At 70.0% G+C, this 25842-nt stretch carries 21 protein-coding genes and 1 riboswitch; of the genes, 11 read left to right on the top strand and 10 right to left on the bottom strand.

Annotated elements, in window-relative coordinates; translation table 11 throughout:
- Positions 1-48: 48 nt before the first annotated feature.
- The 9 genes from AB0I53_RS21065 to AB0I53_RS21025 all read left to right on the top strand — a co-directional run bounded on the left by AB0I53_RS21065 (position 49) and on the right by AB0I53_RS21025 (position 9554).
- A complete protein-coding gene (locus AB0I53_RS21065) occupies positions 49-681 on the top strand; it encodes a cell division protein SepF (RefSeq protein ID WP_358605310.1) in 633 nt (210 codons plus the stop codon).
- A gap of 19 nt (positions 682-700) precedes the next feature.
- Positions 701-985: a YggT family protein gene (locus AB0I53_RS21060; RefSeq protein WP_093160639.1), complete on the top strand. Its 285-nt coding sequence runs from the start codon at positions 701-703 to the stop codon at positions 983-985.
- A 47-nt stretch (positions 986-1032) separates the two neighbouring features.
- Complete coding sequence (locus AB0I53_RS21055) at positions 1033-1866, top strand: DivIVA domain-containing protein (RefSeq protein WP_358576575.1); 834 nt, start codon at positions 1033-1035, stop codon at positions 1864-1866.
- An 88-nt stretch (positions 1867-1954) separates the two neighbouring features.
- Entirely contained in the window at positions 1955-2377 is a 423-nt protein-coding gene (locus AB0I53_RS21050) for a hypothetical protein (protein ID WP_358605307.1), read from the top strand.
- 315 nt (positions 2378-2692) lie between these two features.
- Positions 2693-5842 carry an isoleucine--tRNA ligase gene (gene ileS / locus AB0I53_RS21045; RefSeq protein ID WP_358605304.1) on the top strand — a complete coding sequence of 1050 codons (3150 nt, stop codon included), beginning with the start codon at positions 2693-2695 and terminating at the stop codon, positions 5840-5842.
- 147 nt (positions 5843-5989) lie between these two features.
- Positions 5990-6105, top strand: a riboswitch (SAM riboswitch).
- Between the two features lie 39 nt (positions 6106-6144).
- A complete protein-coding gene (locus AB0I53_RS21040) occupies positions 6145-7482 on the top strand; it encodes an aminotransferase class V-fold PLP-dependent enzyme (RefSeq protein WP_358605301.1) in 1338 nt (445 codons plus the stop codon).
- A gap of 162 nt (positions 7483-7644) precedes the next feature.
- Positions 7645-8286 (top strand): signal peptidase II, encoded by a 642-nt coding sequence (gene lspA / locus AB0I53_RS21035; RefSeq protein WP_358605299.1) that lies wholly within the window; start codon positions 7645-7647, stop codon positions 8284-8286.
- A 41-nt stretch (positions 8287-8327) separates the two neighbouring features.
- Positions 8328-9212 (top strand): RluA family pseudouridine synthase, encoded by an 885-nt coding sequence (locus tag AB0I53_RS21030; protein WP_358605420.1) that lies wholly within the window; start codon positions 8328-8330, stop codon positions 9210-9212.
- 45 nt (positions 9213-9257) lie between these two features.
- Positions 9258-9554 carry a hypothetical protein gene (locus AB0I53_RS21025; protein ID WP_358605296.1) on the top strand — a complete coding sequence of 99 codons (297 nt, stop codon included), beginning with the start codon at positions 9258-9260 and terminating at the stop codon, positions 9552-9554.
- Here AB0I53_RS21025 and AB0I53_RS21020 read toward each other — a convergent pair whose 3' ends face one another.
- The 5 genes from AB0I53_RS21020 to AB0I53_RS21000 form a co-directional block, all read right to left on the bottom strand.
- The gene (locus AB0I53_RS21020; protein ID WP_358605293.1) at positions 9555-10034 is read right to left on the bottom strand and encodes a hypothetical protein; all 480 of its coding nucleotides are present in this window, start codon (positions 10032-10034) and stop codon (positions 9555-9557) included. It lies immediately after the preceding gene.
- Between the two features lie 48 nt (positions 10035-10082).
- Positions 10083-11462 carry an NAD(P)(+) transhydrogenase (Re/Si-specific) subunit beta gene (locus AB0I53_RS21015; protein ID WP_358605290.1) on the bottom strand — a complete coding sequence of 460 codons (1380 nt, stop codon included), beginning with the start codon at positions 11460-11462 and terminating at the stop codon, positions 10083-10085.
- A complete protein-coding gene (locus AB0I53_RS21010) occupies positions 11459-11764 on the bottom strand; it encodes an NAD(P) transhydrogenase subunit alpha (protein ID WP_093261552.1) in 306 nt (101 codons plus the stop codon). Before AB0I53_RS21010 ends, AB0I53_RS21015 begins: the two co-directional genes overlap by 4 nt.
- Positions 11765-11796: 32 nt before the next feature.
- On the bottom strand, positions 11797-12897 hold the full coding sequence (locus tag AB0I53_RS21005; RefSeq protein WP_358605287.1) for a Re/Si-specific NAD(P)(+) transhydrogenase subunit alpha: 1101 nt from the start codon (positions 12895-12897) through the stop codon (positions 11797-11799).
- A gap of 406 nt (positions 12898-13303) precedes the next feature.
- The gene (locus tag AB0I53_RS21000; RefSeq protein ID WP_358605284.1) at positions 13304-14272 is read right to left on the bottom strand and encodes an AsnC family protein; all 969 of its coding nucleotides are present in this window, start codon (positions 14270-14272) and stop codon (positions 13304-13306) included.
- Between the two features lie 208 nt (positions 14273-14480).
- Between AB0I53_RS21000 and dnaE the strand changes: the two genes are divergently transcribed.
- On the top strand, positions 14481-18065 hold the full coding sequence (gene dnaE, locus AB0I53_RS20995) for a DNA polymerase III subunit alpha (RefSeq protein ID WP_358605281.1): 3585 nt from the start codon (positions 14481-14483) through the stop codon (positions 18063-18065).
- 45 nt (positions 18066-18110) lie between these two features.
- Here the strand turns inward: dnaE and AB0I53_RS20990 are convergent, their stop codons facing one another.
- The 3 genes from AB0I53_RS20990 to AB0I53_RS20980 all read right to left on the bottom strand — a co-directional run bounded on the left by AB0I53_RS20990 (position 18111) and on the right by AB0I53_RS20980 (position 22223).
- Entirely contained in the window at positions 18111-19424 is a 1314-nt protein-coding gene (locus AB0I53_RS20990; protein WP_358605278.1) for a hypothetical protein, read from the bottom strand.
- 103 nt (positions 19425-19527) lie between these two features.
- The gene (locus tag AB0I53_RS20985; RefSeq protein WP_358605275.1) at positions 19528-20679 is read right to left on the bottom strand and encodes a M20/M25/M40 family metallo-hydrolase; all 1152 of its coding nucleotides are present in this window, start codon (positions 20677-20679) and stop codon (positions 19528-19530) included.
- A 32-nt stretch (positions 20680-20711) separates the two neighbouring features.
- A complete protein-coding gene (locus AB0I53_RS20980; protein ID WP_358605417.1) occupies positions 20712-22223 on the bottom strand; it encodes an AbgT family transporter in 1512 nt (503 codons plus the stop codon).
- A gap of 184 nt (positions 22224-22407) precedes the next feature.
- Here AB0I53_RS20980 and AB0I53_RS20975 point away from each other — a divergent pair, with 184 nt between their 5' ends.
- Positions 22408-23421 carry an Lrp/AsnC family transcriptional regulator gene (locus AB0I53_RS20975; protein ID WP_358605273.1) on the top strand — a complete coding sequence of 338 codons (1014 nt, stop codon included), beginning with the start codon at positions 22408-22410 and terminating at the stop codon, positions 23419-23421.
- Between the two features lie 367 nt (positions 23422-23788).
- On the opposite strand, the gene AB0I53_RS20970 is transcribed toward AB0I53_RS20975, so the two are convergent.
- Complete coding sequence (locus AB0I53_RS20970; RefSeq protein ID WP_358605270.1) at positions 23789-25351, bottom strand: multicopper oxidase domain-containing protein; 1563 nt, start codon at positions 25349-25351, stop codon at positions 23789-23791.
- Positions 25348-25779, bottom strand: coding sequence for a hypothetical protein (locus tag AB0I53_RS20965; protein ID WP_358605267.1), 432 nt, complete (start codon positions 25777-25779; stop codon positions 25348-25350). Before AB0I53_RS20965 ends, AB0I53_RS20970 begins: the two co-directional genes overlap by 4 nt.
- Positions 25780-25842: the final 63 nt, after the last annotated feature.

Raw genomic sequence — 25842 nt, 5'->3', positions numbered from 1 at the left:
GGCCGCCTCGTGCTCGGTGCTAAGGAGTCGCAGAGGAAGGGCATGCCGATGAGCGCTTTGCACAAGTTGAAGGCCTACTTCGGCATGGTCCCGGCCGACGAGGTGGACGACTACGACGACGAGCCCGGCTATCGCGATCGGTACTCCGACACCGACCGCGATGCCTACGACGGCCCGTCGGACCGGGTCGGTGCACGTCGCCGGGTCGGCACCCGCGGCGGCTACCAGGCGGAAGCCGAGGTGGAATCGGACAACTTCGTCGAGGAGTACCGCGAGCCCGCGGCACGGCCCCGGCGGCAGTGGACGCCGGACCCGCCGGTCCGCAGTGCGGCACCGGCCGACCCGCCGCGGGAGTCCGTCTCGCGGCTGCGGGCGGTCACCGACACGGGCACCCAGCTCAACTTGAGCAAGATCACAACGCTGCACCCGCGCAGCTACAGCGAGGCCCGCACGATCGGCGAGCAGTACCGGGACGGAACGCCGGTGATCATGAACCTGACCGAGATGGAGGAGGCCGACGCCAAGCGCCTGGTCGACTTCGCCGCAGGTCTGGCGTTCGCGCTGCGGGGCTCGATCGAGAAGGTCACGAACCGCGTGTTCTTGCTCTCACCGCCGAACGTGGACGTCGCGGCGGAGGACAAGCGGCGGCTGGCCGAGGGTGCCTTTTTCAACTACGGGTGAGTGGTGGCACAGTTGAGGCGTGAACCCGGTGCAGATCGTCCTGTTTTACGTTCTGTTCTTCTTCTGGCTGCTGCTCACGGCCCGTATTGTGATCGAACTCGTTCGAGTGTTCGCTCGCGATTGGCGGCCTGTCGGAGGGGTTGCAATCGCGTTGGAGAGCATCTACACAGTGACCGACCCACCCGTAAAGTTGGTGCGTCGGGTGATTCCGACGGTCCGGATCGGCGGCGTCGGACTGGACCTATCGATTATGGTGCTGCTGCTGGTCGTGTTCATACTGATGCGACTGGTGCAGCCCGGGTGACGGGGAACCCGGGCTACCCGCAGCCGAGGAGTGCGTGAGGTGATCTTGTGGGCTTGACCCCCGCCGACGTGCATAACGTCGCGTTTAGCAAACCTCCGATCGGTAAGCGGGGCTACAACGAGGACGAGGTAGACGCATTCCTCGACCTGGTTGAAGCCGAGCTTGCCCGGCTGGTGGAGGAGAACAACGACCTGCGCAGCCAGGTGGAGCAGCTGGAGTCCCAGCTGCAGACCGCGCAGGTCGACTTGGACGACGCGCGCAGCCAGGCCGCGTCGGTTCCCTCGACCCCGGCCGCCCCACCGGAGGAACCGCGCCGGCTTACCCCGGTCCCGGCGCCGACCGCTGCCGAGCAGACCTCCCCGGGCGGTGATCACCACGTGCAGGCCGCCAAGGTGCTGGGCCTCGCGCAGGAGATGGCCGACCGGCTGACCGGCGAGGCCAAGGCCGAGGCCGACGGCATGTTGTCCGAGGCGCGGACGAAGTCCGAGCAGCTGCTGTCCGAAGCGCGCTCGAAGTCCGACAGCATGGTCAACGAGTCCCGGACCCGTGCCGAGACGATGCTCAACGACGCCCGTACGCGGGCCGAGACGCTGGAGCGGCAAGCCCGCGACAAGGCAGCCAGCCTGGAGCGCGACGCGCAGCGCAAGCACGCCGAGGTGATGGGCAACATCACGTCGGAGAAGAACGCCCTCGAGAAGAAGATCGAGACCCTGCGCACGTTCGAGCGCGAGTACCGCACTCGACTGCAGACCTACCTGGAGTCGCAGCTGCGCGAACTGCAGGACCGGGGCTCGGCCGCGCCCGCGGACAGCAGCGGCAGCCGGTCGTCCGGTCAGCAGGCCAGCTACAGCTTCGGGGCGCGCGCAGCCGAAGCCGGCTGAGCAAGTTCGTTCGCATCGGCGGCGACGGGTCGAACGCCCGTTGCCGCCGACGTGTATCCGGACCGTTCGGCGAGGGGCGTGAGGTCGCGTGCTGTTGGTCGTGCTGCTGCTGGTCCTGGCGGCCGGCGGTGTTCTTGCCGGTGCGGTCGCCGCCGGCGAACCGGATCTGGCGTGGCTGTCGGTGTTGATCAGCGTCGCCGGGGTGGCGCTGCTGGTCGCCGATCGGCGACGGCGCCGGGCGGGGCCGCGCGAGCGGCCGCCGGCGGAGCCCACGCCGACCGACGGCAAGGAGCCGGGCGAGGAGCGCAGCAACGCCGCGGACGCGGCGGATCCGGGCGCCGAGGTGCTGGTGCTCGACGAGCGGCCGCGCTACCACGTGAGCACCTGCGAGTGGATCGGCGATCGGAAGACGATCGCGCTGCCGCTGCGCGAGGCTCGGGAGCTCGGCTTCACGCCGTGCGGGCGTTGCGCGCCGAACGCCACGCTGGCCGCCGAGGTCCGCCGGGCTTAGCGCCGTTTCGACTGAAACCGCGCACCGGTGAAAACCGGTGGCGGGTGCCCGGTACTCTGGACTGACCAGGCATTGATCCGGCCATCACCGGGGAGCCTCCGGAAGAACGGGTGCCCGGCCGGGGCGCCTCAGTAGAACCGGACGGGTCCAGCCCGTCACAGCTGGCAACGAGTGGTCGTCGGCGTCGGTCGGCGGCAAGCGGGGTGGTACCGCGGATCTCGTGCGGGCATGCGCGCGAGGTGTCGTCCCCGTGTGGACACCGATGTTCCGGTGACCGTGCGGCGGAAACGACACACCGCGAGGAGCGCATCCGCGATGGCTTATCCCAAGGTTCAGTTCGGCGACGCCGGTGAGCGCGGCGTGGCGGCCCAGCCCGTGTTCCCCGAGATCGAGCGCCAGGTGCTGGATTTCTGGGCCGACGACAAGACTTTCCGGGCCTCGGTGCAGGCTCGCGAGCCCGGTTCTAACGGCTCCAACGAGTTCGTCTTCTACGACGGGCCGCCGTTCGCCAACGGGCTCCCGCACTACGGGCACCTGCTGACCGGCTACGTCAAGGACGTGGTGCCGCGCTACCAGACGATGCGCGGCCGCCGGGTGGAGCGCCGGTTCGGCTGGGACTGCCACGGGCTGCCCGCCGAGGTGGAGGCGGAGAAGCAGCTCGGCATCACGTCGAAGTCCGAGATCGAGCAGATGGGCGTCGCCGCGTTCAACGACGCGTGTCAGGCCTCGGTGCTGCGCTACACCGCCGAGTGGGAGGACTACGTCACCCGGCAGGCCCGGTGGGTGGACTTCGACAACGACTACAAGACGCTCGACCTGGACTACATGGAAAGCGTCATGTGGGCCTTCAAGACCCTGTGGGACAAGGGTCTGGTCTACGAGGGCTTCCGGGTGCTCTGGTACTGCTGGCGGTGCGAGACGCCGCTGTCCAACACCGAGACCAAGATGGACGACGTCTACCGCCAGCGGCAGGACCCGGCGGTGACCGTGGGCCTGCGGCTCAACGCGCCAGGCAAGGCCTTCGACGGCGCGCTGGCCCTGGTGTGGACGACGACCCCGTGGACCATGCCGTCGAACTTCGCGGCGGCCGTGCACCCGGACGTGGACTACGTGCTGGTCGCGCCGCCCAACGCCACCGAGCGCTACGTGCTGGCCGAGGCGCGGCTCGGCGCGTACGCGCGGGAGCTCGGCGAGGACGTGGCCGAGCACGTGGTGGAGCGGGTCAAGGGGGCCGACCTGCTCGGTGTCCGCTACACACCGCCGTTCGACTTCTTCGTCGGCAACCGCAACGCCCACCAGGTGCTGCCAGGGGAGTTCGTCACCACCGAGGACGGCACCGGAATCGTGCACATCGCGCCGTTCGGTGAGGACGACAAGGCCGTCACCGATGCGGCGGATGTCGAGCTGGCTGTCCCGGTCGACGCCCACGGCCAGTTCACCGCCGAGGCTCCGCCGTACGAGGGCCAGCACATCTTCGACGCCAACAAGCAGATCATCCGCGATCTCAAGGACGCCGGGCTCCTGCTGCGGCACGAGACCTACGACCACCCGTACCCGCACTGCTGGCGCTGCGACAACCCGCTCATCCAGCGTCCGGTGTCGTCCTGGTTCGTGGCGGTCAGCCAGTTCAAGGACCGGATGGTAGAGCTGAACCGGCAGATCAACTGGGTGCCGGGCCACATCCGGGACGGCCAGTTCGGCAAGTGGCTGGAGAACGCCCGCGACTGGAACATCTCCCGGAACCGGTACTGGGGCTCGCCGATCCCGGTGTGGGTCTCCGACGACCCGGCCTACCCGCGCACCGACGTCTACGGCTCGCTGGACGAGCTGGAGCGCGACTTCGGGGTGCGGCCGGCGAACCTGCACCGCCCGGAGATCGACGACCTGACCCGGCCGAACCCAGACGACCCGACCGGGAAGTCGACGATGCGCCGGGTGCCGGAGGTGCTGGACTGCTGGTTCGAGTCCGGCTCGATGCCGTTCGCCCAGGTGCACTACCCGTTCGAGAACTCGGAGTGGTTCGAGCACCACTACCCGGGCGACTTCATCGTCGAGTACAACGGCCAGACCCGCGGCTGGTTCTACCTGCTGCACGTGCTGGCGACGGCGCTGTTCGACCGGCCGGCGTTCACCAACGTGCTGGCGCACGGCATCGTGCTGGGTGACGACGGCCTGAAGATGTCGAAGTCCAAGCGCAACTACCCGGACGTCAACGAGGTCTTCGACCGCGACGGTTCCGACGCGATGCGCTGGTTCCTGATGGCCAGCCCGATCCTGCGCGGCGGCGACCTGGTGGTCACCGAGCGCGGCATCCGGGACGCGGTGCGCCAGGCGGTGCTGCCGCTGTGGAACTCCTGGTACTTCCTGGCGCTGTACGCCAACGCCGAGGGCATCTCCGGCGAGTCCAAGGTGGACAGCAAGCACGTGCTGGACCGGTACATCCTGGCCAAGACGCACGAGCTGGTCGGCGACGTGCAGTCCGCAATGGACTCCTTCGACCTCGCGGGCGCCTGCTCGGACGTGCGGGACTTCCTGGAGGTGCTGACCAACTGGTACGTGCGCCGTTCCCGCGACCGCTTCTGGTCCGGTGACCGGGACGCGATCAACACGCTGCACACCGTGCTGGAGGTGACCTGCCGGGTGGTGGCGCCGATGCTGCCGCTGACCGCGGAGGCGGTCTGGCGCGGGCTGACCGGCGGCCGCTCGGTGCACCTGGCGGACTGGCCGCTGGTCGACGAGCTGCCCGCGGACGCCGCGCTGGTGACCGCGATGGACGAGGTGCGCCAGGTGTGCTCGGCAGCGTCGGCGCTGCGCAAGTCCAACAAGCTGCGGGTGCGGTTGCCGCTGGCCAAGCTCGTGGTCGCCACCCCGGACGCGGAGGCGCTGCGGCCCTTCGCGGACCTGATCCGCGACGAGGTCAACGTCAAGGACCTGGAGCTGAGCAACGACGTCGCCGCGCACGGTCACTTCGAGATCGCGGTGAACGCGCGGGCCGCCGGTCCGCGGCTGGGCCGCGACGTGCAGAAGGTGATCAAGGCGGTGAAGTCGGGCGAGTGGCAGCGCACCGGCGGCACCGTGGTCGCGGCGGGCATCGAGCTGCAGGAGAACGAGTTCGACGAGCGGCTGGTCTCCACCGACCCCGGCGCGGCCTCGGCGCTGCCCGGCGGCAAGGGCCTGGTGGTGCTGGACACCGAGGTGACCCCGGGGCTGGCGGCCGAAGGCCTGGCCCGCGACGTGGTCCGCGTCGTCCAGCAGGCCCGCAAGGAGGCGGACTTCCAGGTTTCCGACCGGATCGCGGTGGCGATCTCGGCCCCGGCCGAGGTCCTGTCGGCCGTCGCCGCGCACCGCGAGTTCATCGCGGCCGAAACCCTGGCGAACGCGGTCGAGCCCGGCGACGTGGCGGACGGCTTCACCGGCGCCGTCGGCGAGGGCACCGAGATCAAGGTCGCCGTCACCAAGGCCTGATCCCGCGAGGTCAAGGGCGCTTTCCGCCGGATTTCCCGGGGGGAAGCGCCCTCCGCGCTTCCCGGGTTGGTGTGACCAAGGCCGCTCCCACGATCCGGGAATCCTGTTGTCCGGCGCCCCAGCGGTTTTCTAGGGTGCGTAGTCGAAGGTCATGAGTGCCAGCGTCAAGCCCCGGCTTGCTGGCCGGCAACCCTCCAACCGCGGTGGGGTGCCCCGGGTGAGGACCTGGCCGGTCGTGCAGGGCGATCCGGCAAGCGCGGACCCCTCTGGGCGGGTCCGATGAGGCCCCCGAGGAGGCCGTCATGTCGTCTGCCGTCATCGACATCCCGACTCAGTCCAATGTGGACTACCGAATCCCCGCCGTGGTGGGCCGCTCGCTGCAGGTCCCGCTGGTCACCGGCGAGCGCATCGGATACGCGAACCTCGATCACGGCGCCAGCGCGCCCTGTCTGGAGCCGGTGCAGTCGGCGGTGAACGAGCTGCTGCCCTGGTACGCGAGCGTGCACCGCGGCGCCGGGTTCGCCTCCCAGGTGTGCACCCGGGTCTACGAGGGAGCGCGGGACAAGCTGCGGGACTTCGTCGGCGCCCGCCGCACCGACTCGGTGATCTTCACCCGCAACACCACCGACGCACTGAACCTGCTGGGGCGGGCGCTGCCGCGCGGCACGTCCGTGGTCGTCTTCGACACCGAGCACCACGCCGCGCTGCTGCCCTGGGGCGGCCCGCGAGTGCGCCGCCTGCCCGCGCCGGAGACCCCGGCAGAGGCGGTCGCCGCGCTCGACGCCGCGCTGGCGGAATGCCCGGAGGGGCCGCGGCTGGCGGTGATCACGGGCGCTTCCAACGTCACCGGCGAAGTGTGGCCGGTCGCCGAGCTGGCGAAGGTGGCGCGCCGGCGCGGGGCGCGCACCGTGCTGGACGCCGCGCAGCTCGCGCCGCACCGGCCGGTGCGGATCGGTGAGCTCGACGTCGACTACGTGGCGATTTCCGGGCACAAGCTCTACGCGCCGTTCGGCGCGGGCGCGCTGATCGGCCGCGCGGACTGGCTCAACGCAGCCGAGCCGTACCTGGCGGGCGGCGGCGCGACCCGGCTGGTGCAGGAGCGCTCGGTCAGCTGGACGACCGGGCCGGAGCGGCACGAGGCGGGTTCGCCGAACACCGTCGGCGTGCACGCGCTGGCCAAGGCATGCGAGACGCTCGCGGTCAACTGGTCGGACGTCGTCGAGCACGAGGAGACGCTGCTGCGCCGGCTGCGGGCCGGCCTGCGCGGCGTGCCTGGGCTGCGCGAGCTCCGGCTGTTCGACGCCGATCATGACCGGGTCGGCGTGGTGAGCTTCACCATCGACGGTCAGGACCCGGGCCTGCTGGCCGCGGCGCTTTCGGCGGAGCACGGCATCGGTGTCCGCGACGGCTTGTTCTGCGCGCACGTGGCCACGCGGCGGCTGCTCTCGCGGGCGGGCTCGGACGCCGAGCGCGCGGTGCGCGTCAGCGTCGGGCTGGGCACGACGTTGGAGCACGTCGACCGCCTGGTGAACGCGCTGCGGCGGCTGGTCGCCGTAGGCCCGATCTGGCGCTACGAGCAGGTCGACGGTCGCTGGGTGCCCGCCGACGACCCGCGCCCGGTGCCGGACTTCCTCGGCTGACCGCTCCGCGCCGCGGAAACGGGCTTCGCGGGACCCGATCTTGCCTGAAATCGGGTGGCTCCTCGCGGCGGGTTCCGGTGGGTTCGCGGTGGTGGCCGGGCCTGGTGCGCGGGATTCGGTACTGCCGTGATGCGTCCGCCCAGGTTCAGGGACAATGGCGGCGTGAGCACCGAGCAGTCCTCCCAGGGGGAATCCTCAGCAGAGCAGGCGGGCACCGAGCCGACCGCCGCGGAACAGGCGTCCGAGACGCAGGCCGAGGCGGCGGAGGAGTCGCCCAAGCGCGGCTCCGGGAAGCTGCTCGGGTTGTTGGGCGGGGTCGCCGTGGTGGCCCTGGGCATCGACATCCTCACCAAGGTCGCCGTGGTCGCCAACCTGGAGGGCAACCCGCCGGTCGAGCTGTTCGGCGGCCTGCTCTACCTCGACGTGCTGCGCAACCCCGGCGCCGCGTTCTCGCTGGCCACCGGCATGACCTGGCTGCTCGCGCTGCTCGCGATCGCGGTCGTCGGCGTGATCATCTGGCTGGCGCCGAAGCTGCGTTCGCCGGGCTGGGCGGTGGGGCTCGGCCTGGTGCTCGGCGGTGCCTGCGGCAACCTGGTCGACCGGATCTTCCGCGCGCCCGGCCCGCTGCAGGGCCACGTGGTGGACTTCCTGTCGGTGTTCGCGCCGGGCGGCGCGGCGTGGCCGGTGTTCAACGTCGCCGACTCGTGCATCGTCTGCGGCGGCATCCTGGTCGTGCTGATGTCGCTGCTGGGCCGCGACTACGACGGCACGGTGCACCGCAAGAAGAAGGCAGCGGAGTCGTGACCGACCTTCGAACGCTGCCGGTTCCCGAGGGGCTCGACGGCATGCGCGTGGACGCGGGCCTGTCGAAGCTGCTGGGCCTGTCCCGCAGCGCCGTCGCCTCGCTGGCCGAGTCCGGTGATGTGCTGGTCGACGGCAACCCGGCGGGCAAGTCCGACCGGCTGGTCTCCGGGGCCTGGCTGGAAGTGACGCTGCCGCCCGCGCAGCAGCCGCTGCAGATCGTCGCGGTGCCGGTGGACGGGCTGAAGATCCTGCACCAGGACGACGACATCGTCGTGGTCGACAAGCCGATCGGCGTCGCGGTGCACCCGAGCCCGGGCTGGGAAGGCCCGACCGTGGTCGGCGGGCTCGCCGCCGCGGGCGTGAGCATCGCTACCTCCGGAGCCTCCGAACGGCAGGGCGTCGTGCACCGCCTCGACGCGGGCACCACGGGTGTCATGGTCGTCGCCAAGAGCGAAAACGCGTACTCGGTCCTCAAGCGCGCGTTCAAGGAACGCACCGTGGACAAGCGGTACCGCGCGGTGGTGCAGGGGCATCCGGACCCGAGCCGCGGCACCATCGACGCGCCGATCGACCGGCATCCGCGCCACGACTACAAGTTCGCGGTCGTCACCGGCGGCAAGCCCAGCATCACCCACTACGAGACGGTGGAGGCGTTCCGCGCGGCGTCGCTGGTGGACGTGAAGCTGGAAACCGGTCGCACGCACCAGATCCGGGTGCACTTCGCGGCGATCAAGCATCCCTGCGTCGGCGACCTGACCTACGGCGCTGACCCGGTGCTGGCCCGACGACTCGCTATTACCAGGCAGTGGCTGCACGCGCGCAGCCTCTCCTTCGAGCACCCGTCCGGCGGCTGGGTCACGTTCGAAAGCGAATACCCCGCCGACCTGCAGCACGCGCTGGACGAGCTCCGCGATCAGGATGGCTGAGCCGGGTACGGTGGCGGACAAGCCTGGGACGAGCAAGGGGGCTTGATGGCACAGTCGAGGTCGTTCGAGGGATCGGATGCGCCGACGCCGCCCAGCGGCATACCGGTGTTCGAACCCGGAGCCGACACGGACACACCACCGACCGGTATCACCGGCCTCGGTGACGTGATCAGCGCGGAGGACGTGGGCACGGCGTCGCCGTCGGTGTTCGGCGCCCCGGAGCCGGAGATGTCGCGGGGCGACGCGGGGGACTGGCCGACGCTGGAGTACCGCAGCCGCAACAAGCCGGAACGCCCGAAGCGCAACAACCCGCTGAACATCTTCCGCCGCGGCAAGGAGTGATCATCGTGCGTGCTCGTCCCAGACGAGTACGCACGATGCGAGCAGCGGGATGATCTGCCGCCACCGGTGCACGGAGAAGGTCGTCGGCTTCGGCCCCGGAACCTCGTCGAGCAGGTCGAGCACCTCGGGCAGCTCGCAGTGCAGGGCGAACTCGGCGGCGATTTCGCTGCACCATCCGATCCTCGCGCCGAGGTCGCCGAACCTGTTCTGGCGAAGCGTCACGTGGAAGTCGTGGTGGTCGAAGCGATCGGCGTCGGTGGGCAGTGGCAGCGGCCAATGCCATCGCTGGCCGAGCGATCGCCACTGCTGGGCGAGCGGCACGTCGGAAGCCGTGAAAGACCGCAGCAGCTCGATGTCCCGGAACAACCACACCTGCTTCTCGCCGCCAAGGAACGCCACGCCGTAGGACGCGTTGATCGACCCGAAGCGCATCGTGTAGCCGGATTTGTCCCCGAGGCGCAGCCAAAGCAGGCGGTACACCTGATCAGTGTCGGGCGCGGCGGATGTCGTGTCATCCGATTTCGCGGATCAGAGTGCTTTGAGCTCTTCGACGACTTCTCGCACCGAGGCTTTCGCGTCGCCGAAGAGCATCGTGGTCTTCGGGTCGGTGTAGAGCGGGTTGTCCACGCCCGCGAAGCCCGCCCGCATCGAGCGCTTCAGGACGACGACCGCCCTCGCCTGGTCGACGTTGAGGATCGGCATGCCGTAGATCGGCGAGTTCGGGTCGGTGCGGGCCGCCGGGTTGGTGACGTCGTTGGCGCCGATCACCAGCGCGACGTCGGCGCGGGCGAACTCGTCGTTGATCTCGTCCATCTCCTTGAGCTGCTCGTAGGGCACGTCCGCCTCGGCGAGCAGCACATTCATGTGGCCGGGCATCCGACCCGCCACCGGGTGGATCGCGTAGTCGACGGAAACTCCCTTGTCCGCCAGCAACTTCGCCATGTCCTGCACGGCGTGCTGGGCCTGCGCGACCGCCATGCCGTAGCCGGGCACCACGATCACCTGCCCGGCGTAGACCAGCTGGATCGCCACGTCGGCCGCGCTGACCGAGCGCACCGTGCCGTCGATGGTCGCCGGGGCCGAGGCCGCGCCGCCGCCGAAACCGCCGGCCACGATCGACGGGATCGACCGGTTCATCGCCTTGGCCATCTGGTCGGTGAGGATCGAACCGGACGCGCCCACCAGCATGCCCGCCACGATCATCGCGGTGTTGCTCAACGCCAGCCCGGCCGCCGCCGCCGACAGCCCGGTGAACGCGTTCAGCAGCGACACCACCACCGGCATGTCGGCCCCGCCGATCGGCAGCACCACCGCGATCCCGGCCAGCCCGGCCAGCACCAGCACCGCCACGATCAGCAGTTCGGCGGTGCCGCCGAGGCCGATCGCCACGGCGCACCCGACCGCCCCGGCCAGCAGCAGCACGTTCAGCGGCATCTGCAGCCGGCCGACGGTGATCGGGCGGCCCGGCACGATCTCCTGCAGCTTGCCGAAGGCGACGAGCGAGCCCCAGAACGAGATCGAGCCGACGATCGCCGCGAACAGCGTCGCGATCGCCACGTTCGCCGGCTCGCCCTGGAAGCCGGTGGTCTCCCGGAACTCGACCCACGCGGTGAGCGCCACCGCGCCGCCGCCGACGCCGTTGAACAGCGCGACCATCTGCGGCATCGCGGTCATCTTCACCCGCCGCGCGGCGGGAATGCCGATGACCGTGCCGACCACCAGGCCCAGCACGATCAGCCACCAGTTGCCCAGGCCCGGGGTGAGCAGCGTGGCGGCGACGGCGATCGCCATGCCCGCCGCCGCGATCGCGTTGCCCCGGACCGCGGTGCGCGGGCCGGTCAGCCCCATCAGGCCGTAGATGAACAGCGCGAACGCCAGGATGTAGAGCACCGAGCGCAGCGTGATCACTTGTCGGCACCCTTCCGCGTAGCTTCCGGCTTCCGCTTGAACATGCCCAGCATCCGGTCGGTGACCAGGAATCCGCCGACGACGTTGATGGTGCCGAACACGATGGCCACCAGCGCCAGCAGCTGCGAACCGAGGTCCTCCACCCCGGATCCCAGCACCAGCACGCCGCCGAGCAGCACGATGCCGTGGATGGCGTTGGTGCCGGACATCAGCGGGGTGTGCAGCGTGTTCGGCACCTTCGAGATCACCGCGAAGCCGACGAACCCCGCCAGCACCAGGACCGCGAGATCGGCCAGGAACATCGCCCCTCCTCCACCTGGAAGCTCGTTGACGCTCATGTCGGGTCCGGGCGGGTGATGCAGGCGGCGGCGAGGACCTCGTCGGTGAGGTCGGGCGCGAGGCGGCCGTCGACGAGCATCAGCTCCAGGAGCGCCTGGACGTTGCGGGCGTAGAGCTCGCTGGCGTGCTCCGGCATGCTCGCCGGGAGGTTCAGCGGGGCGGCGATGGTGATCTCGTGGGAGACCACGGTTCGCCCCGGCTCGCTGAGCTCGCAGTTGCCGCCCGTCGCGCCGGCCAGGTCGACGATCACGCTGCCCGGCCGCATCCGGCGCACCGCCTCCGCCGGAACCAGCTTCGGGGCCGGCCGGCCCGGCACCAGGGCGGTGGTGATCACCACGTCGAAACCGGCGATGGCCGAGTTGAGGCGGTGGGCTTGCTCGGCGCGCTCGTCGGCGGTCAGTTCCCGGGCGTAGCCGCCCTCGCCGACCGCCGAAACACCCAGGTCCAGCCACTTCGCGCCAACCGAACGCACCTGGTCGGCGACCTCCGGTCGCACGTCGTAGCCGGTGGTGCGGGCGCCGAGCCGCTTCGCGGTCGCCAGCGCCTGCAGCCCGGCCACCCCGACGCCGAGCACCAGCACCGACGCGGGTTTCACGGTGCCCGCCGCGGTGGTCAGCATCGGGAAGAACCGAGTGCATTCGCTCGCCGCCAGCAGCACCGCCCGGTATCCCGCGACGTTGGCCTGGGAGGACAGCGCGTCCATCGACTGGGCACGGGAGATGCGCGGCACCGATTCCAGCGCGAAGCCCCGCACCTCGGCGGCCCGCAGCCGGTCGGCGATGTCCGGATCGGTCAGCGGCGCCAGGAATCCGATCAGCGCCGACCCGGGCGACAGCCGGGCGATCTCCGCCTCGGTCGGCGCGTTCACCTTGACGACGACATCGGCGGACCACGGATCGCCGATGCTCGCGCCGGCCTTGGCGAACGCCTCGTCCGGGATCAGCGCGGCATGCCCGGCGCCGGCCTCGACCACGACGCCGAGCCCCTGCGCGCACAACCGCTCCACCACGCCCGGCACGAGCGCCACCCGGCGTTCACCGGGCGCCGTCTCGCGCGGGACACCGACGCTGGTGCGACCGCTCTCCGGAGAGGTCATGACTCCAGATGTCCACACCGCGGCGCAAACCGCAAGGCCACCCGCCCGTTCGCCCCGGCGGATCACTAAGTGGATGTAGCGCGGATGCCCCGCGCGGCGGGTTGGTACGGTCCAAGTGCGCTGAGCGAGAACCAAGCCAGCGCAGCAACCCCCAATCTTTGGGGAAACCGGGCTGGTTCCAACCCGGCTGGTGCTGATCGCGGAAGACCTGGCCGCTCGTCGAGCGACCCGGCAGCGTGAGCCAGGGATCTCCCTCGTTTACGGAGGGAGAGGGTTCAATAGGACAGACGTACTGGGTGGCGAACGCTGCACAGCGTCGAGAGCCTGCTGTTCAAATCTCACAGCATTTGGCTAGCAAGGGGCAGGATTTGCAGTTCCAAGCGAAACTGTAAATCCTGCCCCTTCTTCAGAGGTCGGTGATGTCCCACGTGAGGGTGCGCTGCTCGTCGCCGGGTCGGGGCGTCCAGCGCACCTTCGTGAGCTCCGTGTTCTCCGGCAGCACGTACACCGTGTGGCCGCCCGCCGTTTCGCCCGGCTGCACTCCGATGCGGTGCGGCGGGCGGGAGGACAGCGACACCGGCGCCTTCGACACCGCCGCGCCGTCTTCGGCGATCAGCTCCAGGTACAGGTCGGGCAGCGACGCGAACGGCGTCGCCCCGCGGTTGGTCAGCTCGGTGTGCACGACGACCGAGCGCTCACCTTCCTGCAGCTCGTAACCGGCCGCGGTGAACAGGAAGTCGGCCGGGTCCACGACCTCCACGAGCAGGATCGTGATCCGCTCGCCTTCCAGTCCCTCGACGTCGAGCTTGCTGCCGACCTTGCCGGTGCGTACCGGCGGCGGCTGCTGCTGCGCGGGCTGGGCGCCCGGCCACTGCTGGTCGCCGCGTGCCCACGCGGCCGATCCCGGCGGCCCCCACACGTTCATCGGGTTCGGCGGCCCCTGCGGCGCGGGCTGCTGCTGGAAGGACGTCGCCGGCGGGCCGGTCGGGACGAACGGCTGCGGGCCGTTCGGGCCGCCGTATGGCGTCGGATAGCTACCGCTGGGCATCGGGTAGCCGCCGGTCGGCTGCGGGTAGGAGCCGGACGGCTGCACCTGGTGGCCGCCGCTGCCCGGCCCGGGCACCTGGTACGGCCCGCTGGCCATGTTCTGCTGCGCCGCCCAGTGCTGCGCGGCGGCGACCGCGTTGCGGATGGCCTGGGCGTCGCATTCGACGCCGACGACCAGCGGCAGGCCGGTTGTGGAGAGGGCAGCAAGGCGCGCGGCGACGTCACGCACGTCCATGCCGAGCCGACCGGCGATCTCGGGAACCGCCGCACGGCCCATCTCGGCGACGACGCTCAACAGACGCACGTCCACGGGATCAGGGCCAGCCACGTCGTGCCACGCTACCCGCTCGCCCCTTCCCATGTGTAAACGGCACGTCGTTTTGATCCGGACTTCGAGCCGTGGCGGGCGGGGAGAGGGCCGGCTCACACCCCGCCCGCGGGAAACACCGCGCAACGCCGGGGGAATCTCCGGACGCGTCGGAGCCGGGAGTTAGGCTGACAGCTCTCCCAGAAGCCCGCCGAAGGAGGACTTTCCCGTGCCTGTCGACCCCTTCGTTCACCTCCATGTGCACACCGAGTACTCGATGCTCGACGGTGCGGCGAAGGTGGGGGCGTTGTTCGCCGAAGCCGAGCGGTTGGGCATGCCCGCGGTGGGGATGACCGACCACGGCAACATGTTCGGCGCGGACGAGTTCTACCAGCAGGCGCGCAAGAGCGGCATCAAGCCGATCATCGGGATCGAGGCGTACCTCGCGCCCGGCAGCCGGTTCCACAAGAAGCCGGTGTTCTGGGGCGAGGCCAAGCAGCGCGGCACCGACGAGTTCGGTGAGGGCGGCGACGTCTCCGGCGCGGGTGCCTACACGCACATGACGATGCTGGCGCGCAACGCGACCGGGCTGCGCAACCTGTTCACGCTGTCCAGCCGGGCCAGCTTCGAGGGCTACTACCGCAAGCCGCGCATGGACCGCGAGCTGATCAGCGAGTTCTCCGAGGGCATCATCGCCACCACCGGCTGCCCGTCCGGCGAGGTGCAGACCCGGCTGCGGCTGCGGCAGTACGACGAGGCGCTGCAGGCGGCCGCGGACTACCAGGAGATCTTCGGCAAGGACTACTTCTTCCTGGAGCTGATGGACCACGGCCTGGCGATCGAGCAGGCGGTCCGCGAGGGCCTGCTCCGGATCGCCAAGGAGCTGAACCTCAAGCCGCTGCCGACCAACGACAGCCACTACGTGACCGCCGACCAGGCCGAGTCGCACGAAGCGTTGCTGTGCGTGCAGTCCGGCAAGACGCTCAGCGACGCGAGCCGGTTCAAGCTCGACGGCAACGGCTACTACCTGAAGTCCGCGGCCGAGATGCGCGAGTACTGGGACAAGGAGCTGCCCGGCGCGGCGGACAACACCCTGCTGGTCGCGGAGATGGTCGAGTCCTACGAGGATGTCTGGAAGTTCCAGGACCGGATGCCGCGCGTCACCGACGGCACCGGCCGGAGCGAGCGCGAGCTGCTGGAGGCAGAGGTCCAGCAGTACCTGCCCACCCGCTACCCGGACGGGCCGACGCAGGAGTGCCTGGACCGGGTCAAGGTCGAGCTGGACGTGCTCGACACCAAGGGCTACTGCGCGTACTTCCTGGTCGTCGGCGACCTCACGCGGTGGGCCAAGTCGCAGGGCATCCACGTCGGGCCGGGCCGTGGCTCGGCGGCCGGTTCGCTGCTGGCCTACATCCTGCACATCACGAACCTGGACCCGCTGGAGCACGGGCTGATCTTCGAGCGGTTCCTGAACCCGGAGCGCGACTCCCCGCCGGACATCGACCTCGACTTCGACGACCGCCGCCGCGACGAGGTGCTGCAGTACGCGATCAACAAGTACGGCCGCGACAAGGTGGCGCAGGTCATCACCTTCGGCAAGATCAAGACGAAGGCGGCGATCAAGGACTCCGCGCGGGTGCACCACGGCCAGCCCGGATTCGCCATCGCGGACAAGATCTCCAAGGCCCTGCCGCCGCCGATCGCGGCCAAGGACATCCCGCTGTCGGGCATCGTGGACCCGCAGCACGAGCGCTACGCCGAGGCCGCCGAGGTCCGCAGCCTGATCGAGACCGATCCGTCGGTGTCGCAGATCTTCGACACCGCTCGCGGTCTGGAGGGCCTGATCCGCAACGCCGGCGTGCACGCCTGCGCGGTGATCCTCTCCTCGCAGCCGCTGCTGGGCACGGTGCCGCTGTGGGCGCGCGACGACGGCTCGATCATCACCGGCTGGGACTACCCGTCGTGCGAGGCCATCGGCCTGCTGAAGATGGACTTCCTGGGCCTGTCGAACCTCACGATCCTCGGCGACTCGCTGCGGATGGTGAAGGACAACCACGACCGCGACATCGACCTGTCCAACCTGGGCCTGGACGACAAGACCACCTACGAGATGCTCGCCCGCGGGGAAAGCCTGGGAGTGTTCCAGTTCGAAGGTGGCGGCATGCGGGAGCTGCTCAAACGCCTGCAACCGACCGCCTTCGGTGACCTGGTGGCGGCCAACGCGCTGTACCGACCCGGCCCGATGGACGTCAACGCGCACCTCGACTACGCCGACCGCAAGAACGGTCGCAAGGAGATCGAGCCGATCCACCCCGATCTCGAAGAGGACCTGCGCGACATCCTCGACGAGACCTACGGTCTGATCGTCTACCAAGAGCAGATCATGGCGATCGCGCAGAAGGTGGCCGGTTACAGCCTCGGCCGAGCGGACATCCTGCGCCGCGCGATGGGCAAGAAGAAGAAGTCCGTCCTGGACCAGGAGTTCGAGGGCTTCCACGCGGGAATGAAGGCCAACGGCTACCGCGACGAGGCCATCACCAAGCTCTGGGAAACGGTGCTGCCCTTCGCCGGCTACGCGTTCAACAAGTCGCACGCGGCCGGTTACGCCCTGGTGGCGTACTGGACGGCGTACCTGAAGGCCAACTACCCGGCCGAGTACATGGCCGGGCTGCTGACCTCCAACGGCGACAACAAGGACAAGATGGCGATCTACCTCGCCGAATGCCGCCGGATGGGCATCAAGGTCCTGTCGCCGGACGTCAACGACTCGCTCGACACGTTCAACGCCGTCGGCTCCGACATCCGCTTCGGGATGAGCGCGATCCGCAACGTCGGGTCCAACGTGGTGGCCTCGATCGTCAAGACCCGCGACGAGAAGGGCCGCTACACCTCGTTCACCGACTTCCTGGACAAGTCGGAGATCCTGGCCTGCAACAAGCGGGTCATCGAGTCGCTGATCAAGGCGGGCGCGTTCGACTCGCTGGGGCACAGCCGAATGTCGCTGGTGCAGCACCACGAGGCCGCGGTGGACGCGGTGATCGGGCTGAAGCGGCAGCAGGCGATGGGCCAGTTCGACCTGTTCGGCGCGGATTCGTCGGAGGACAGCGCGGACGCCTCGCCGCTGGCGCACCTGGTGTTCACCGCGGAGGAGTGGCCGCGCAAGCAGCTGCTGTCCTACGAGCGGGAGATGCTGGGCCTGTACGTCTCGGCGCACCCGCTGGACGGGGCGGAGCGGCTGCTCGCGCCCTACCAGGACACCGGGATCGCCGACCTGGTCGGCGGCGAGCGGGAGTTCGGCGGCGGCAAGGAGCAGCTCAAGATCGCCGGCATGATCTCGGGAATCCAGCGCCGCATCAACAAGAACGGGCACCCGTGGGCGATCGTCACGCTGGAGGACCTGGACGCCAGCGTGGAGGTGCTGTTCTTCCCGAAGTCCTACGAGATGTTCTCGGACTGCCTGGTGGAGGACACCGCGCTGGCGGTCAAGGGCCGCATCAACGAGCGGGAGGGCACGATCAGCGTGTTCGCCTCGGATGCGGTGCCGGTGGACATCTCGGCGGCGGAGACCGATCCGGGCACCGACCCGGCGTTCGTGATCAAGGTGCCGGTGGGCCGGGTCGACCAGTCGCTGGTGGCGGAGCTGAAGCGGACGTTGCAGGCGCACTCGGGCACCACGCCGGTGCAGCTGAAGTTGCAGAGCACGCGCGGCACGACCCGCCTGGCGCTGTCGAGCGACTACTTCGTCTCCACGGAGACCGGCCTGCAAGGCGAGCTGAAGGGCCTGCTCGGCGCGGGCTGCTTCGAGGCGTACTGATGCCGCGGCGCCCTCGGGTCCACAGTGGACCCGAGGGCGCCGGTGTCATCGGACGGCGCGCAGCCGGTCCACCACGGGTTGGTAGTTGGGGAGGCCGTGTTCGACCCAGGACTGGGCGTTCTCCAGCGCGGTGCTCCCGTCCTCCGCAGGGGAGTCCTCGGCTCCGTGGTCCAGCAGCACCTCGACCAGTTCGAGGAGGGTCTCGGCGGGCACTTCGTGCTCGTCGTACCCGGTGTCGCCGATGAGCGCGCTGAGCGCGTGCTCCTTCTCCGCCCCTGATTCCAGGAGGAAGCGCACCTCGTTCGTCCGGACCCGCAGTGCTCGGGCGGACTGGTAGGGCAGGTCTTCGAGCAGCTCGTGGAGGGACTGGCCGTCCAGTTCGCCGCTGCGCGCTCCGCGGCCGACGAGGAAGCGCACGTCGTCCTCCGGGTAGGGCAGGCTCCTGATCGTCAGGTCGAGCATCGTCGCGCCCGTGAGCGAGGTCGCGTTCATCGGGGCTCCCGCCTCGACGAGCGCCCGCAGGATCTGCCGGTGGTCGTCGTCATCGATCTGCGCGGCGCACGGCTTGACCCGCTGGTTGACGTCCAGCGCCGCGAAGTGCGGAGCGTTGCCGTACTCGGCCTGGAGCTCGGTGCGCGCTCCGGCCGCGAGCAGTGCTGCCACGGCGGCCGGCTGCCGGTGCGCCACGGCGACGTGGAGCGGCGCCATGCCGCGTTCGTCCAGCGCGTTGACGTCCGTACCGGCTGAGATCGCCGCTGCGATGCCGTCCGCATCCCCGCGGCGGCACGCGTCTGCGAGCGTGCGGTCCTGTTCGGTCGGGGCGCCGGTCGGCTGGAGCTCGACGATGGCGTACGCCAGCTCCTGGTGGGGCGGGGCCGCGCTGGCGAGGAAGGCGAAGCGCGCGCCGTTGAACCGGATCAGCGCCCGGCCGAGGTAAGGATCGTTCCAGAACCCGGTCGTCACGATTTCCATCGCGCCGAAATCGCCGTCGAGCAGGCGCGCGACGAGCCGCCGCCCGGGCGACTCGACCACACCCGCCTCGGGATGGCGGTACTCGGCCTGGTCGTGCTCCTCGGGATCTTCCACATCGTCGATGCGGTTCGCCAGCAGGTCCAGCGCTTCGTACATCGACGAGGCGTCGCCCACCGCCATGCCGACGGCGTACTCGAGCTCGTCCTCGTCCTCGAACTCGTCGTCCTCGAAAACGTCGAATTCGTCGTCGAGCTCGTCTTCGTCGAACGGGGTGTGGTCGTGTTCGCCGGTGTACTCCACGAGCACGTAGTGCCCGTTGCAGAGTTCGGGGCGGAGCCGGCCGGCGTCGGCTTCGGCCAGGCAGCGGAGGACTTCTTCTAGATCCACGTGGAGATCCTGCCTGACGCCGGAGCGGCGTTGGTCTGGTTTGGGCAAGCCCGTGCGTACTTTGTGTTGCGGTAGCAGCACAAAGTACGCACGGGGCCGGTGCTCAGCTGTCGCGGAGGCGGCTGATCAGGCCCGCGAGCATGGCGATCTGGCCGGGCGACTCGCCCGGGATCACGTGCTCGTCGCGCGAGTGCGGTCCGGCGCCGACCGCGCCGAGGCCGTCGAGGACCGGCTTTCCCAGCGCCGACACGAAGTTCGCGTCGCTCACCCCGCCCACGGCGGTGCCCTCCAGGTCGCGCCCGATGTCCTGCGCGGCGGAGCGGGCGGCGTCGAACAACTGCTCCGACGGTGGGTTCGGGTTCATCGGCGGCCGGTTCCAGCCGCCGGTGATGTCGAACTTGATCCGGCCGTCGGTGACCGCCAGCGCGGCGAAACCCGCGTCGATCCGGGGCATCTCGGCCGGATCCTGGATGCGGATGTCGATCTCGCAGCTCGCCCGGCCCGCCACCACGTTGCGGCCGGTGCCGCCGGTGATCAGGCCGAGGTTGATGGTGGTGCCGCGCTCCGGCGCGGCCAGCGCGGTGATCTGCGGGACGAGCTCGGCGATGGCGTGGATGGCGCTCGCGCCGGCCGTCGGATCGAGCCCGGCGTGCGCCTCGACGCCGTAGACCGCCAGGTCGAACATGCCCAGGCCCTTGCGGCGGATCTTGGCCATGCCCTCCCTGCTGGGCTCCAGCACCAGGGTCGCGGTGGCCTCGGTGCAGGCGCGCTCGATGTGCGGGCGGGACGCGATGCTGCCGATCTCCTCGTCACCGGTGAGCAGGAACCGCACCGCCGGGTGCGGGATCTCCAGCTCGCGCAGCAGGCGCAGCGCCCACACGCCGTGGACGATGCCGAGCTTCATGTCCAGGCAGCCCGGCGCGGTGATCCGGTCGCCTTCGGTGGTGAAGGGCCATTCGGCCAGGGTCCCGATCGGCCACACCGTGTCGTAGTGGCACAGCAGCAGGACGGTTCCGCCCGCGGTGCCGGGGAAGGTGATGTCGAGGATGTCGCCGCGGTCGCCGCCGTCGTGCCGGGCCTGCGCGCTCGGCTCGCCCAGCCGCTCGGCGAGCCAGTTCGCGATGTCCGCGAGCCCGGCGTCCAGCGCGGCCTTGTCGTTGCTGGGGGTCTCGTGCTCGACCAGCCGACGCAGGTCGGCGATCACCTCGGGAAGGTCGCGCTCGGCCGCACCGGCCAATGTCGTCGCACTGCTCACTCGTCGTCACCTCTCTGCTCGTGTTTGCGGGGTCATCGCACCGGGGCACCCGGGCCGAGCGGCACGCCGAGCGCCCACCACGCGATGAAGAACAGGGTCCAGCTGATCAGCACCGCGAAGGAGATCGGGATGGTCAGCGACATGAGCGTGCCGATCCCGGCTTCCTTGCGGTAGCGCTGCAGGAGGCCGAGCGCCATCGCGAAGTAGGGGCTCATCGGGCTGATCAGGTTTGTCGCCGAGTCCGCGATCCGGTACACGGCCTGGGTCGTCTCCGGCGACACGCTGAGCAGCATGAACATCGGCACCAGGATCGGGCCGACCAGCGCCCACTGCGCCGAGCCGCTGGTGATCAGCAGGTTGATGCAGGTGACGAGCGCGATCAGGCCGAGGAACAGCACCAGCGGATGCACGTTCGCCGCCTGCAGCTGCGCCGCGCCGTGGATGGCGATGATCTCGCCGATGTGCGTCCACTTGAAGTAGGCCAGGAACTGGGAGGCGGCGAAGAACAGCACCACCACGGGCGCCAGGTCGACCACGCCCTTGGCCATCGCGCCGGGGATCTCCGCGGCGCGGCCGATCGATCCGGTGCTGCGGCCGTAGACCGCGCCGGTCAGCAGGAAGGCGAAGCCCAGGACGTAGGCGACTCCGGTGATGATCGGCGAGCCGAGGACGTCGCCGTCCTCGCCGCGGAACGGCGAGCCGCTGGGCACCAGCACCGCCACCAGCACCGCGACGAGGGCCAGCAGGGTCAGCCCGGCGTTGCGCAGGCCCCGGCGTTCGGCGGCGGACAGCCGCATCTCGCCGAGCTGCTGGTCCGGGGCGCCGTCGCCGTCGGTGGTCATCCCGGCGGTGCGCTTGGTGAGCACGAACTCGGTGACCAGGGTGATCACGAACGCGAGGAAGATCGCCGAGCCGATCGAGAAGTAGCAGTTGGCCAGCGGCGTGACGGTGTAGTTCGGGTCGATGAGGTGGGCGGCGGTGGTGGTCAGCCCGGCCAGGATCGCGTCGGTGGGCGTCAGCAGCAGCGAGGCGTTGTACCCGGCCGAGATCGAGCCGAACGCCACCACCAGGCCGAGGACCGGGCTCCGGCCGACGGCCTTGAACACCATCGCGCCCAGCGGGATCAGCACCACGTAGGCGGCGTCGGAGGCCACGCTGCCGCTGATCCCGACCAGCGCCACGACGAAGGTCAGGTACTTGGCCGGGACGCGGGTGACGCTGCCGCGCAGCATCGCGCTGAGCAGGCCGCTTTGCTCGGCGACGGAAACGCCCAGCATCACCACGATGATCAGCGCCAGCGGCGGGAAGGACGCGAAGTTGTCGACCGCGTCGCCGATGATCGCCTGCAGGCCTTCGGCCGACAGCAGGCTCTTCACCTGGATCGTCTTGCCGTCCACAGGGGACACCGCGGATACGCCGATCGCGCTCAGCACCGCGCTGAGCGCGATGACGAGGCCGGCCATCATGGTGAACAGCCAGAACGGGTGCGGCAGCTTGTTCCCCAGGCGTTCGACGCCTTGCAGGAAGCGCAGCAGCAAGGACATCGAGCGCGTGCTACGCGCGTCCCCGGTGGTGGTCACCTTGCAGCTCCTAACCCGGTCCGGTCGGGCCCGGCATTGCTCCGATAGGGCGACATTTAAATCGGACATGATGGGAACTGTCAATAGTGGTGAATCGGATGGTGCATCTATTCATCTAGCTGGAACATGTGGGGATACTATCGACGATGTGGTCGGAGATGTCGTGCTGGACGAGCTCGATCTGAACCTGGTCGCCGCGTTGCAGGAGGCGCCGCGGGCGCCCATCAACGCGCTGGCCGAGGCGCTGGGCAGTTCCCCGAGCACCGTCGGGCGGCGGTTGCAGCGCCTGCACGGCGAGCGCCTGTTGCGCGTGATCGGGCAGCTCGACTGGCGGCTGATCTCCGACACCCATCCCCGGCACGTCTGGATCACCACCGAGGCCGGGCAGCTGCAGAACGTCGCCCAACGCGTGGCGGAACTCCCCGAAGCGCAGTACGTCGCCATGACGACCGGGCGCGCGGACGTGTACTGCACCGTCCACCCGCCGCGCCGGGACGCGGTGAAAGACTTGCTGACGCGGCACATCCCGGGCCTGGCCGGGGTGGTCGCCACGCAGTCGGACCTGGTGCTGCGGCCCTTCGGCAGGGCCGACGCGTGGCGGGTGCGCCACCTCGACGACGACCAGCGCGCCGTGCTCGCCCCGCACCGCATCGGGCAGCCCGAAGTGCCTGCGGCCCAAGGGTTTTCCGAGCACGAGCGCCAGGCGGCCCGATTGCTGCACGCCGATGCGCGGCTGACGTCCAGCGAGCTGGCGCGCGATCTGGGCGTCAGCCAGTCCACCGCGCACCGGCTGATCACCGGGCTGCTGGAACGGCAGATCGTGCGGCCGCGCGTCGAGGTGGAGCCCGCCCTGCTGGGCTTCCACCTGGAGGTGGTGCTCTCGCTGACCACCGAACCGGGATCCACCGACGAGGTCGGGCGGGCCTTGGGCGGTCATCCCTCCGCCCGCTACGTGTCGATGGTCGCGGGCAACGCGACCGTGATCCACCAGGGCGTCTTCCGCGACGAGGAGCGGCTGGCGGACTTCCTCTCCGGCGACCTGGCGCAACTGCCGGGCATCCGCTCCGTCGAGGTTTCGGTCGTCCTGGACGTCCTGCGCCGCTACTGGATCGGCCGGGACCGCAACCGCCTCGGCGCGGCCCACCTGCCCACCGACGGCTGATCTGCCGGGTGGCGCGGGCCGCCGATCGGGGGTGCCGGTTGCGGCGAGGTCCGTGTGCACTTTGCGTTGCTATAGAGGCTGTTTTGGATGTGGTGACGTGCGGATGTGGTAACCGTTTTGTATTTGAAGCGGCGCAGCCGCTTAGCCCACCCACGCAACCGGCACCGCCGCGGGTTCACGGTGCCCACCCCTCCGGGGTTCTCCCAGCGAGGACAGCCCCGACGTGGTGAATTGGCATTCATGATGTCGGGGATCCCACAGCGAGAAGACCGCGGTGACTCCCGCAGGGGGCCGCCACCCGCACCGCTACGCAGGACGAGTTTGGAAACAGGCTCTATAGCAGCACAAAGTGCACACGGGGCCATCGTCACACCGTTTCGAAGGTCGCCATCATGCCCATGTCCTCGTGTTCCGCGTTGTGGCAGTGGAAGACGTAGCGGCCTCGGTAGCCGTCGAAGCGGGTGATGACCTCCACCGCCTCGCCCGGGCCCATGTCGACGGTGTCCTTCCAGCCGCCGTCCAGCGCGCCGGGCGCCCGGCCGCCGCGCGACAGGACCTGGAAGTTCACCAGGTGCAGGTGGATCGGGTGGTGCAGGTCGGTGACGAAGCGCCAGATCTCCACGTCGCCGAGGCGCGGCCGGGCCGCCACGTAGCCGGTGTCGAACGGGCGGCCGCCGATCAGCCAGCTGTGCCGTCCGCCGTGCTGCCCGCTGCGGAAGGAGAAATCCCGGGTGACCACGGCCTGTTCGCGGCGCAGCGGCTCCACTTCGGACAGTTTCGCCGGGATGGCGGTGTCGTCGAGCTCCCGCCGCGTCACGCGGAACCGCATCACCTGCGCCGTCGAGCCGGCGCCCAGCCGGTTGACGAGGGTGACCTCGGTGCCGACCGGGTAGCGCCCGAAGTCGACGATCGCGTCGACGCGTTCGGCCGACGCGAGCGTGATGCTGCCGTGCTCGCGCGGGGATTCGAGCAGGCCGCCGTCGGAGCCGATCTGCACGAATGCCGGGCCGTCCGGTGGCGGCGGGTCCAGCGCGAGTTCGTAGCGGCGGGCGTTCGAGGCGTTGAGCAGGCGCAGCCGGTGCCGCGTCGCCGAGACGTCGTGGACCGGCCACGGCACGCCGTTGACCAGGATGACGTCGCCGAGCACGCCGGCCAGGTAGGAGTCGGTCACGCCCGGCACCCGGGTCAGCGACGGGTCGAGCGACGGGTAGTCGAAGGAACCGTCCGCGGCGAACGCCCTGTCGGTGATCAGCAGCGGGATCTCGCGGTCGCCGCGGGGCAGCGGGAGGGATTCCTCCTCGTCGTCGCGCACGATGTGGAGCCCGGCCAGCCCGCGGTACACCGCCGGGCCGGTGAAGTCCATCCGGTGGTCGTGGTACCAGAGCAGCGCCGCGCGCTGTTCGAGCGGGAAGGTGTAGTCGCGCGTGCCGTTGGTGATCACGGCCGCCGGGTCGTGCATCGAGTGGTGGCCGCCGGACCAGCCCCGGGTGGGCAGGATCAGGTCGGTGGGGTAGCCGTCGGACTCCGGCGGGGTGTGCCCGCCGTGCAGGTGCACGACGGTCGGCACCGGCAGGTCGTTGTGGTGCCGGACGATCGTGGCCCGGCCGCGCCGGGATTCGATGGTCGGGCCGGGGAAAACGCCTTCGTAGCCCCAGATCGGGGTGCGCACGCCGGGCAGGATCTCCGCCTCGGCCTCCCGGGCGGTGATCTCGTAGTGATCGGCTTTCCCGTCCCGCGCAACGGGTTCGAGCACCGGCGGCATGAGCAGCGGCATCTGGAACGGGGCGGGCAGCCGGACGGCGCTGCGCAGGATCGCGCCGGCCGAGGTGCGCTGCGCCAGCAGCTGAGGGCCGCCCAGCCCGGCGGCCAGCACCACTCCGGCGCCGCCGGCGAGGCCGAGGAAGCGGCGGCGTCCCAGTTGGCCGCTCATCGGGTCACCGCCGGGAGGCCCAGGGTGCGCGGCCGCCAGAGCGCGATCAGCGAGGTCACGGTCAGGACGATCAGCGCGACGCCCAGCGGCAAGTGCAGGTCGAGCGCGCCGTTCATGCCGGCGATGTACTGGACCGTTTCGCCGAGGACGATCAGCAGGGAAACTCCGCTTGGCCAGCGCGCGCCGCGCAGCGCCCACAGCACGATCGCGGCGACCAGCTGCGCCAGGCTGAGGTAGAAGACGACGTCGGCGCCGACGGCGTGGTTGTGCAGCATGTCGTAGTTGCCGCTGAGGAACACGCCCGCGAACACCGGTTGCCCGAAGATGGCCACCGCGTGCGCCGTCGCCACGAGGCGGAGCGTGAACAGCGCCGGGCGGGCCCGGTTTCGGACAGGTGCGGCCGGTTCGGCCAAAGTGGACGGTCCCATCGCGGTTCTTCCTGATTGTTCGGGGATTCTCGGAGCGATTGCGACGTTAACGGCGTTTTCCGA

The organism is Saccharopolyspora sp. NPDC050389 (assembly GCF_040655595.1).
Taxonomy (GTDB): domain Bacteria; phylum Actinomycetota; class Actinomycetes; order Mycobacteriales; family Pseudonocardiaceae; genus Saccharopolyspora.
Note: the sequence above shows the minus strand (reverse complement) of the source record. Positions and strands in the feature narration are given on the sequence as shown.